This window comes from Kitasatospora sp. NPDC048545 (assembly GCF_040651155.1).
Classification (GTDB): domain Bacteria; phylum Actinomycetota; class Actinomycetes; order Streptomycetales; family Streptomycetaceae; genus Kitasatospora.
In genome coordinates this window covers 1-7,636 of record NZ_JBEZIQ010000118.1, presented here as the reverse complement: position 1 = coordinate 7,636, position 7,636 = coordinate 1, and the positions used below count along the sequence as shown (strand labels likewise).

Genomic DNA, 7,636 nt, shown 5'->3' with positions numbered 1-7,636 from the left:
CAGTACGAACAGCACACGCGCCAGCGCAAAGCCCAAACACCCAGATCAATTGCCGAGTTGGAGCCAATCGCCACACGGAAACTAAGCAGAGACAATGTGCCGCAGGCAGTGCGGCACCAGCTCCTTGTCCAGGCCGAGGGCGTCGCGGTAGGCGGCGAAGCGGTCCTCGATCTCGCGGGCCTGGAGCCGGCCGCCGCGTTCGGTCAGCCACAGCGCGGGGCTGCTGTCGGCGGCGGCGTAGCGGGGACGGACGTTGACGATGTAGTCCTCGACCGCTTCGACCGCCCACGGCATCACACTGAGCACTGTGCGGCGCCGCGGCGGCGAGCCCTTGGTCCGCTTCCCGTACCGCACGTGGAGCGAGCCGAACCGGCCCAGCTCCGGGGCCTTGGGGTTGCGGTACCAGTCGGTGGTATCGAGCTTCGAGGTCTCGGTGCAACGCAGGCCCCAGCCGTAGATCGCCTTGAACACCGTCGCGTCGCGGTAGGCCGCCAGGGCGCCCTTACGGCCGAGCCGGATCGCCCGCTCAACCTGGTCGTCGGCGTAGTCGAGGAAGAGCTGGATCTCCTCGCGCGTCATCGGCCGGCGGTCCGGGTCGCCCTCGTAGTCGACGAGATGGGCCGCGGTGTTCCACTCGTGGCAGATCTGCACCGGGTGGGTGCCGAACCGGGCCTCGCACTCCTGCGGCCACTGGTAGTGCGGCGAGGTGATGTAGTCGCAGAACAGCCGCAGCGTGGTCTGGTAGCCCCGGATCGTCGATTCGGCCCGCCTCAACTCGCTGATGAGGTAGGTCATCCACTCGTCGACGTCGGCGGCGGACCACTGCCAGGGGTAGGCGTTGGTGAACTTGCCGAACCGGCGCACGAGCTGCTGACGGCCCCGCACCGTGTCCGGCTGCAGGCGTCGGCCCCCGAGCTGCTGGCGGCCCCAGCCCTCCAGCATGCCGTCGAACACGGCGTCCTCGGGGTGCAGCAGCGTGACGCCGTCGAGCAGCACAAGCCGCGCCGACCCCTCGCTCAGACCTCTCACCCGACCCGCTCTCCCTAGTTCACTGGGCGCGCGAATCATGCATCAAATGCAAGCCTGTCCGCAAAAGCGCAGGTAAGAGCCCTTCAACGACATCAGAGGATGGTGCTTCAATGTCGCAGTTCAGCTCCACGCCCGACCCGCGATCGGTCATCGGACGCAATTCCCCGGGGTCCTGACTACTTCTCCTCAAGGGGTCCGCGTGGTGCGGCTACCCCCGTCCGCGTGGTGCGGCCACCGCTGCGGCCAGAACGGGCCGGACGTGCGCTGCCGGCGGCCTCGCGCGCGAAGACCACCTGTGGTGGCCTTCGCGTTCGGGAGGGGCTTGCCGCGTTCTCTCAACCACTTCTCTTATAGAGCGGGCAGGGCGGCGGACGGTTCGGAGTATGTGGTCTGACCGCGGCGTAGGAACTCGCGGACTACCAGCGGCGTCCACCGACCACCCAGCGCGGCGAGGGTGATGTCAACAGGGCACCGCGGTTCGTGGCCAGGCGGAACGAGGGCGCTGTCCGGGCAGTCCGCCAGCGGGCCGTCCTGATCACCCGACGGTGCGTGTCCAACGGTTTGGTGCGTCACGAAAACCGTGAGCCGTCGGTCGGCCGATGGGCGGGGCGGATCAGTTGCGCGTGCCGGTCGGTGGGCCGACGACGGTGGTGAGCTGGAGTTTGGTCTCGTCCTCACTGCCCGGCGCGGCGGTCATGATGACAATCTTGAGCTCCGTGTCGCCGTCGGTCAGGACATCGCAGTCCACCGTGACCGGGCCCACCGACGGGTGATCGACCCTCTTGTGGACCTCGCGGTTCGCGGTCACCTCTCCCGTCGCCCACAGCTCGGCGAACCTCTCGTTGCCTGCGTTCAGGTCGCGGACCAGCGCGGCCAGGCGGCTGTCCCGGGGGAAGCGGCCGGTGGCGCGGCGCAGATCGGAGACGAGGGCGGCGTCGGCGGTGTCGGGGTTCGTCTCGGTGACCGGCCACAGCGCGAGGGGGGTGTGATCGACGTCCACCGGGAACCTGTCGCGGGCGAAGTTGCGCATCCGCGGCGGCGAGGCCAAGGGGTCTCCCAGCAGGGCGGCCCACCCGTGGTTCCACCACACCAGTTGCCAGTCCGCCGCGAACACGGCCACCGGTACGTCTCCGAGGCGGACGAGTACCCGTTGCATACCGGGCGGGAGATGGTCGCAGATCGTGCCGTCCGCCGGCGGCACGATCTGGGCCAGCCGGTAGAGGTGGTCCCGCTCGGCGGTAGACAGTTGGAGAGCGCGCGCCAGGGACGCCACCACCGACGCCGAGGGTGTCGTGGCCCGCCCCTGCTCCAGGCGCACGACGTAGTCGACCGACACTCCGGCCAGGTCGGCCAGTTCCTCGCGCCGCAGCCCGACAGCCCGGCGCTTGCGGACGACCGGCAGCCCAGCGGCTGACGGGGGCAGCCGGTTCCGCCACGTGCGGATCATCGCGCCCAGTCCAGCTCCGGGGGGTGTCGTCGTCATGCTCGCCATCCTCCCGCGTCCCCGATCACATGCGGGGGCGCTTTGGTGGTACTGGTCTTCCCACCGTCGAAGCGTCCCTGGTCCGGCTCCCTCGTCAAGGCAACTATCGAAGGCATGACGATCACTTTCATCACCGGAGCCAACAAGGGCATCGGCCGCGAGACCGCCCGCCGCCTCATCGCGTGCGGTCACACCGTTCTCCTGGGAGCCCGCGACCGTGAGCGGGGTGAGGAGGCAGCCGCCGCGCTGGGCGCACGCTTCGTCCCTGTCGACGTGACCGACGACGCGTCCGTGGCCGCCGCCGCCGCGGACGTCGCCGAGCACGAGGGCAGGATCGATGTCCTGATCAACAACGCGGGGGTCCAGGGTCCCTTCGGTGATCCCGGCGACCTCACCGCCGCCGACGCCCGCGCCGTCCTCGACGTCAACGTCATCGGCGTGGTCCGCACCACCACCGCGTTCCTGCCGCTGCTGCGCCGTTCGGACGACCCCGTGATCATCAACGTCAGCAGCGGCATGGGCTCCCTCGCCTTCACCCACGACCCCGGCCGGTCCGAGTCGCACGTCGTCGTGCCGCTGTACGCCTCCTCGAAGGCGGCGCTGACGATGTTGACCACGCAGTACGCCAAAGGGCTCAAGGGCATTCGCGTCAACGCCGCCGACCCCGGCTACACCGCGACCGACATAAACGGTCACAGTGGCTCCCAGACCGTCACCGAGGGCACGGACGCGATCGTCGCCCTCGCCACCGAGGGGCCCGGTGCCGGCACCGGACGCTTCATCGACCGCCATGGCGAGATCGCCTGGTCCTGAGACCGGCGGTGCCGGGTCACCGGCCCTGAAGAACAGAACGGGCAGAACATCGAGACCGGTCCCGGACAGGAGAACCGCTGCCGCTACTGGCGTCGGCGGAACCTCCGGCCGAGGTGATCAGGACGTACGAGCCGGGGCCCGGCACGTCGAGACGGTAGCCGCCGTCGGGCCCCGGTGACCGCGCGGTCCAGACGGCGTTCCACATCTCCGCCGCCTTCTTGGTGGTCGCCGCTCGTCGCCGCTTTTGTACTCAAGCAGAAGGGCTGGGAGAGCGTCGCCGAGGCAGATGCCGCCGTCGGGATGGCGGAAGGATGACGATGCTGCGGCAGCTCGGGTTCCTGAGCGGAACCACTGCGCGACGCACTGGACTTGCGAGTGAGCACGGAGACCACCCGCGCCACCCACCTCCTGCGCGCCCTGCTCGTCCTGACGAATCCTGAAGTCAACCGCTGACAGACGATCTACTCCGGAGACTGCCGCCTCCGACCAGCGTGAGAACCTCGGGAGACCGTCACGCCAGCCCTTTGACCTGTGCCTTCAAGTTGGCGGAGGCTCACTGCAGCGCCTGTCGTCGCCGCATTCGTGACCGCCGCACTGGTGGGGGCCGGGTCGGCGAACGCCGCCTCGCTGGGCACCTGGGACAAGGTCGCCCAGTGCGAGAGCAGCGGCCAGTGGGACATCGTCGATGTCGTCGGTGGAGTCACCTACTACGGTGGTCTGCAGTTCGAGCAGTTCGACAAGGGAACCTGGGAGGCGTACGGGGGCACCGCGTACGCGCCCTACGCCGACCAGGCGACCAAGCAGCAGCAGATCCTGATAGCCGAGAAGGTCCTCGCCAAGCAGGGCGAAGGCGCGTGGCCTCAGTGCGGCCCGAAGTCCGGCCTCGGCGCAGACACCGCGGACCCGTACCCCGAGACGGTCCTCCACTACTCGCAGACGGCGGCGGCGGACTTCACAGGTGACGGGAAGGCGGACATCATCGCCCGGGACGACTCGACCGGGAACCTGATGATGTGGGTGCACAACGCGGGCGCTTCGTACTACGCGCCCAAGGTGGTGTCGGGTGGTTGGAACTTCTCCGGGACGACGGGTGACTTCAACGGCGACGCGAAGGCGGACACGTCGCGAAGGGCACGGACGGCAACCGGGACATCTCGCCTGCTGTGCCAGGTCAAGGCCTTCATCGGCGCTACTCCGTCTTCTCTGTCCGCGAAACCGGTGCCTTCACCCCCTGGCCGTGCTGCGGGGCCTTCGGCAGGCCACCGGTCAGGTGGCGGGTGCCGACGGCGCCGCTGCGGCCGACCGCGGCCTTGACGACGGCGAAGACCGCCCCTTGCAGCGCGGCGGCCGTCAGCACCTTCGTCCAGCTGCGGTCCCGGTCGGTGGCCCTGGGTGCCTGCTCCGGGTGTCCCAGGAGCATCCGCAGGCGCTTGAAGACGGCGCCGGCCACGACCCCGCCGAGGGGTCCGAGCAGCAGGCCGAGCGGCCTGTGGAGGATCTTGACCATCGTGAGCTCCCGATTCGGTCTGTCGCCGTGCTCCGGCGCTTGCTGTGCGCCTGTCCGAAAGAGGCAGGGCCAATCACCGCCTGCCGAGACAATGGGCATGTCAGGTCGGGCCGAGAGGGACGCCGGGACGAACTCCAGGCGGAAGGTGCCCCGGTCGAGGGCCTGCCCGATGCGGGCGGGGACCGGGCGAGGATCTCCAGACACGGGGCAGGTGCGGATCGTCAGGGTCGACGTCGAGCGCGGTCAGCACGGCGTCCAGCGGACTCTCCATCCCCAAGAGGTGGTTACCGGGTGTTCCTGGGGCGTGCACTGTCGTCGCCGAGCTTGTCCAGGAAGGCGGTCAGGACGTCGGTGACCTCTTCCAGGCTGCGGGCGCCAAAGAGCACCGGTTGGTAGCCGGTGATGGTGTAGCCGGTGGCAAGTACGGCGTCGATGTCGAGTGGGCGGACGTGGCAGCGGTGGAGCTGGCGCATCTCGCCGTAAGAGGAGAGCAGGGCCGCGCCGTAGGCCCTGGGCCTGCCTTTCTCCTCCAGGACTCCGTACTCCAGGGTGAACCAGTACGCGTCGCTGATCATCTGCAGCACGTCCGGGTTCTCGATTCGCACCGCCGCCTGCCCGATCAGCCGGTAGAGGTCGGCGAACTGCGGGTGGGCGAGGTGGATGCCGTGGCCGAGGACGTCGTGGATGACATCGGGTTCGGGCGTGTACAGCGGCACCGCCGGGTGGCGGACGAACTGCACCGCGTGGAAGTACCCGCGGGCCATCGACCCGAAGAACCGCTCGTTGGCGACCACACCACCTGCCAGAGTGAAGTCGAAACCCGTCAGGGCCCGCAGCCGCGCGCCGACCTCGGAGTGCTGCGGGATTCCGTCCGCCGGGATCGGGGCCTGTTCCCTTGCCTGCAGGGCCACCCGGCAGGCGTGCGTGGCCTGCGCGTTCCATACCGCGCGGTGGACCCTGCGCCAGGTCCGGTGTTCGGCCTGACTGTAGGCGACCAGCGGCGACGGGTCCCCCACCCGGTGGTCGCGAGCGGGCGCGGCGATCGCCTGTCGGCGCCGCAGGTAGGCCGGATCGGCGAAGCCCGGATGCTCCGAGGCCGCGCCCAACCGTCCGTCGGCCGCGATCGGGGTCCGGCGCTGAGGGCTGCGGGTCACCGGCTGTCGCCTTCGAGCTGGACGGGGACGCGACTCGCGCGGAGCCCCCGCAGGTCGGGAACCTGGTTGTGGAGGGTGCCGGCCCTGACGCCGAGTGGGCGGGCGATCGAGGTGATCGAGTGCTCGGGGTCGGGGAGCATGTCGCGGGCGGCCCGGACGATGTCCGGGTTGACGGCGGCGGGTCCGCCGCCGACCTCGCCTCGGGCGCGGGCAGCGGCAAGGCCCTCGCGAGTGCCGGAGACGATCAGTTCCCGGATGAACTCGGCGAGGGCGGCGAAGACGTGGAACACCGGTCGGCCGCCGGGAGCGGTGGTGTCGAGCCGCTCATGCAGCGAGGTGGAGCCGATCTCCCGCTTACGCAGTGCGCCGACCACAGTGACCAGGTCCTTCAGGGAGCGCCCGTATCGATCGAGGCCGGGCACCACCAGCGAGTCGCCCGGGACGAGGAAGGCGTGGCACGCCTTCAGCTCGGGCCGCAGGCCGTTCCTCCCCCACCTCTCGGCGAAGATCCGGCGGCAGCCGGCCGCGTCGAGGGCGTCGAGCTGGCGGTCGAGCTTCTGTCCGCCGGTGGACACCCGTGCGTAGCCGATGCGGATCTCGGCACGGACGGCCGATGCGGCGCCCGGGAGTTCGAACTGGCCATCTTCAAGTGGCTTGCTCACGCCCGGAATTCTGACAGACGGCGGTGGCCGGAGCTCGCCCGGCCGTTCCCGTTCGTAGCGGGTGGCGGTGGTGCGGGTGGCTCTGACGGATCGTCCGGTGAGCGGGTCCACGGCGGCCGGTGGCGGCATGCCGCTTCGGTGCAGGATCCGGCCGACGGTGCGGGCCGGTACTCCGGGCTCGGCGGCGAGGAAGTCCGGTCCGCGGCGGTGCAGCAGCCGGGCCTGGAGCACGGCCTCCTCGACCGCCGGCGGGTGCGGCGCGGGCAGGTTCCGGGGCGGCTGGAGCGGTCGTGCAGGCCGGCCCAGCCCTCCGTACGGAGCGGTTCACCCGGCGGTGGGCGCACTGCCCGGAGACGGTTCCTTCGCGATGTGCGAGACCGGCCGGCGGTCGAGGACGACACAGCGCACCAGCAGGCATCTGGTGAAACGTCAGCCGGGCATTAACGTGGGCCACCAGGACCTCCGAGGTGAGTGAAGTCGGCAAACTCCACCACGCCCGGAGGTCCTCCCGTGATCAACGGCCACAGGCTCCTGTCACCGACGTGTCGACCGAGTACGACTAGGCGGCGAGGGCGACGCGCCTCGGTGCCCGGCGGCGGCCGGAGGAGGCCTGGTTGTCGCGGCCCGCGACGGTCGCGCGGGTGTCACCGGCCGCGCGGGCGGGGCGGCTCCGGCGGGGGCGTTCGACGACGGGGGCGGCGATCACCGTGGGGATACCGGTGGGCACGCGGGCGCCGGTGATGCGGGTCAGGTCCTCGTCGCCGGCGCTGACCCTGGTGGTGACAGGGGTGATCCCGGCGGCGGTCATCAGGCGGGCCATCTCGCGGCGCTGGTTGGGCAGCACCAGCGTGACGACGGTGCCGGACTCGCCGGCCCGGGCGGTGCGTCCGCCGCGGTGGAGGTAGTCCTTGTGGTCTGCCGGCGGGTCCAGGTTGACGACGAGGTCGAGCCCGTCGACGTGGATGCCGCGGGCGGCGACGTTGGTCGC

7 protein-coding genes and 2 pseudogenes are annotated in these 7,636 nt (G+C 70.4%); 2 read left to right on the top strand and 7 right to left on the bottom strand.

Annotated features, from left to right (window positions below; translation table 11 throughout):
* Positions 1 to 81: 81 nt before the first annotated feature.
* Together AB0D10_RS45480 and AB0D10_RS45475 are read right to left on the bottom strand one after the other, a co-directional pair.
* Positions 82 to 1,029 carry a tyrosine-type recombinase/integrase gene (locus AB0D10_RS45480; protein ID WP_360268746.1) on the bottom strand — a complete coding sequence of 316 codons (948 nt, stop codon included), beginning with the start codon at positions 1,027 to 1,029 and terminating at the stop codon, positions 82 to 84.
* Positions 1,030 to 1,642: 613 nt separating this feature from the next.
* Positions 1,643 to 2,512 (bottom strand): helix-turn-helix transcriptional regulator, encoded by an 870-nt coding sequence (locus AB0D10_RS45475; RefSeq protein ID WP_360268743.1) that lies wholly within the window; start codon positions 2,510 to 2,512, stop codon positions 1,643 to 1,645.
* Between the two features lie 114 nt (positions 2,513 to 2,626).
* Here AB0D10_RS45475 and AB0D10_RS45470 point away from each other — a divergent pair, with 114 nt between their 5' ends.
* Together AB0D10_RS45470 and AB0D10_RS45465 are read left to right on the top strand one after the other, a co-directional pair.
* Positions 2,627 to 3,325, top strand: a complete 699-nt coding sequence (locus AB0D10_RS45470; RefSeq protein WP_046426084.1) for an SDR family NAD(P)-dependent oxidoreductase — start codon at positions 2,627 to 2,629, stop codon at positions 3,323 to 3,325.
* A gap of 531 nt (positions 3,326 to 3,856) precedes the next feature.
* Positions 3,857 to 4,432: pseudogene (locus AB0D10_RS45465) on the top strand (transglycosylase family protein); the annotation flags it as partial.
* Positions 4,433 to 4,514: 82 nt separating this feature from the next.
* Here AB0D10_RS45465 and AB0D10_RS45460 read toward each other — a convergent pair.
* The 5 genes and pseudogenes from AB0D10_RS45460 to AB0D10_RS45440 all read right to left on the bottom strand — a co-directional run.
* Entirely contained in the window at positions 4,515 to 4,832 is a 318-nt protein-coding gene (locus AB0D10_RS45460) for a DUF4235 domain-containing protein (protein WP_360268739.1), read from the bottom strand.
* A gap of 284 nt (positions 4,833 to 5,116) precedes the next feature.
* Positions 5,117 to 5,986, bottom strand: coding sequence for a phenylalanine 4-monooxygenase (locus AB0D10_RS45455; protein WP_360268737.1), 870 nt, complete (start codon positions 5,984 to 5,986; stop codon positions 5,117 to 5,119).
* The gene (locus AB0D10_RS45450; protein WP_360268748.1) at positions 5,983 to 6,648 is read right to left on the bottom strand and encodes a recombinase family protein; all 666 of its coding nucleotides are present in this window, start codon (positions 6,646 to 6,648) and stop codon (positions 5,983 to 5,985) included. The genes AB0D10_RS45455 and AB0D10_RS45450 overlap by 4 nt, the downstream gene beginning before the upstream one ends.
* 30 nt (positions 6,649 to 6,678) lie before the next feature.
* Positions 6,679 to 7,102, bottom strand: a pseudogene (locus AB0D10_RS45445) (leucine zipper domain-containing protein); the annotation flags it as partial.
* A gap of 105 nt (positions 7,103 to 7,207) precedes the next feature.
* Positions 7,208 to 7,636: helicase-related protein (locus AB0D10_RS45440; protein WP_360268734.1), on the bottom strand; the 429-nt coding region annotated here is incomplete at its 5' end.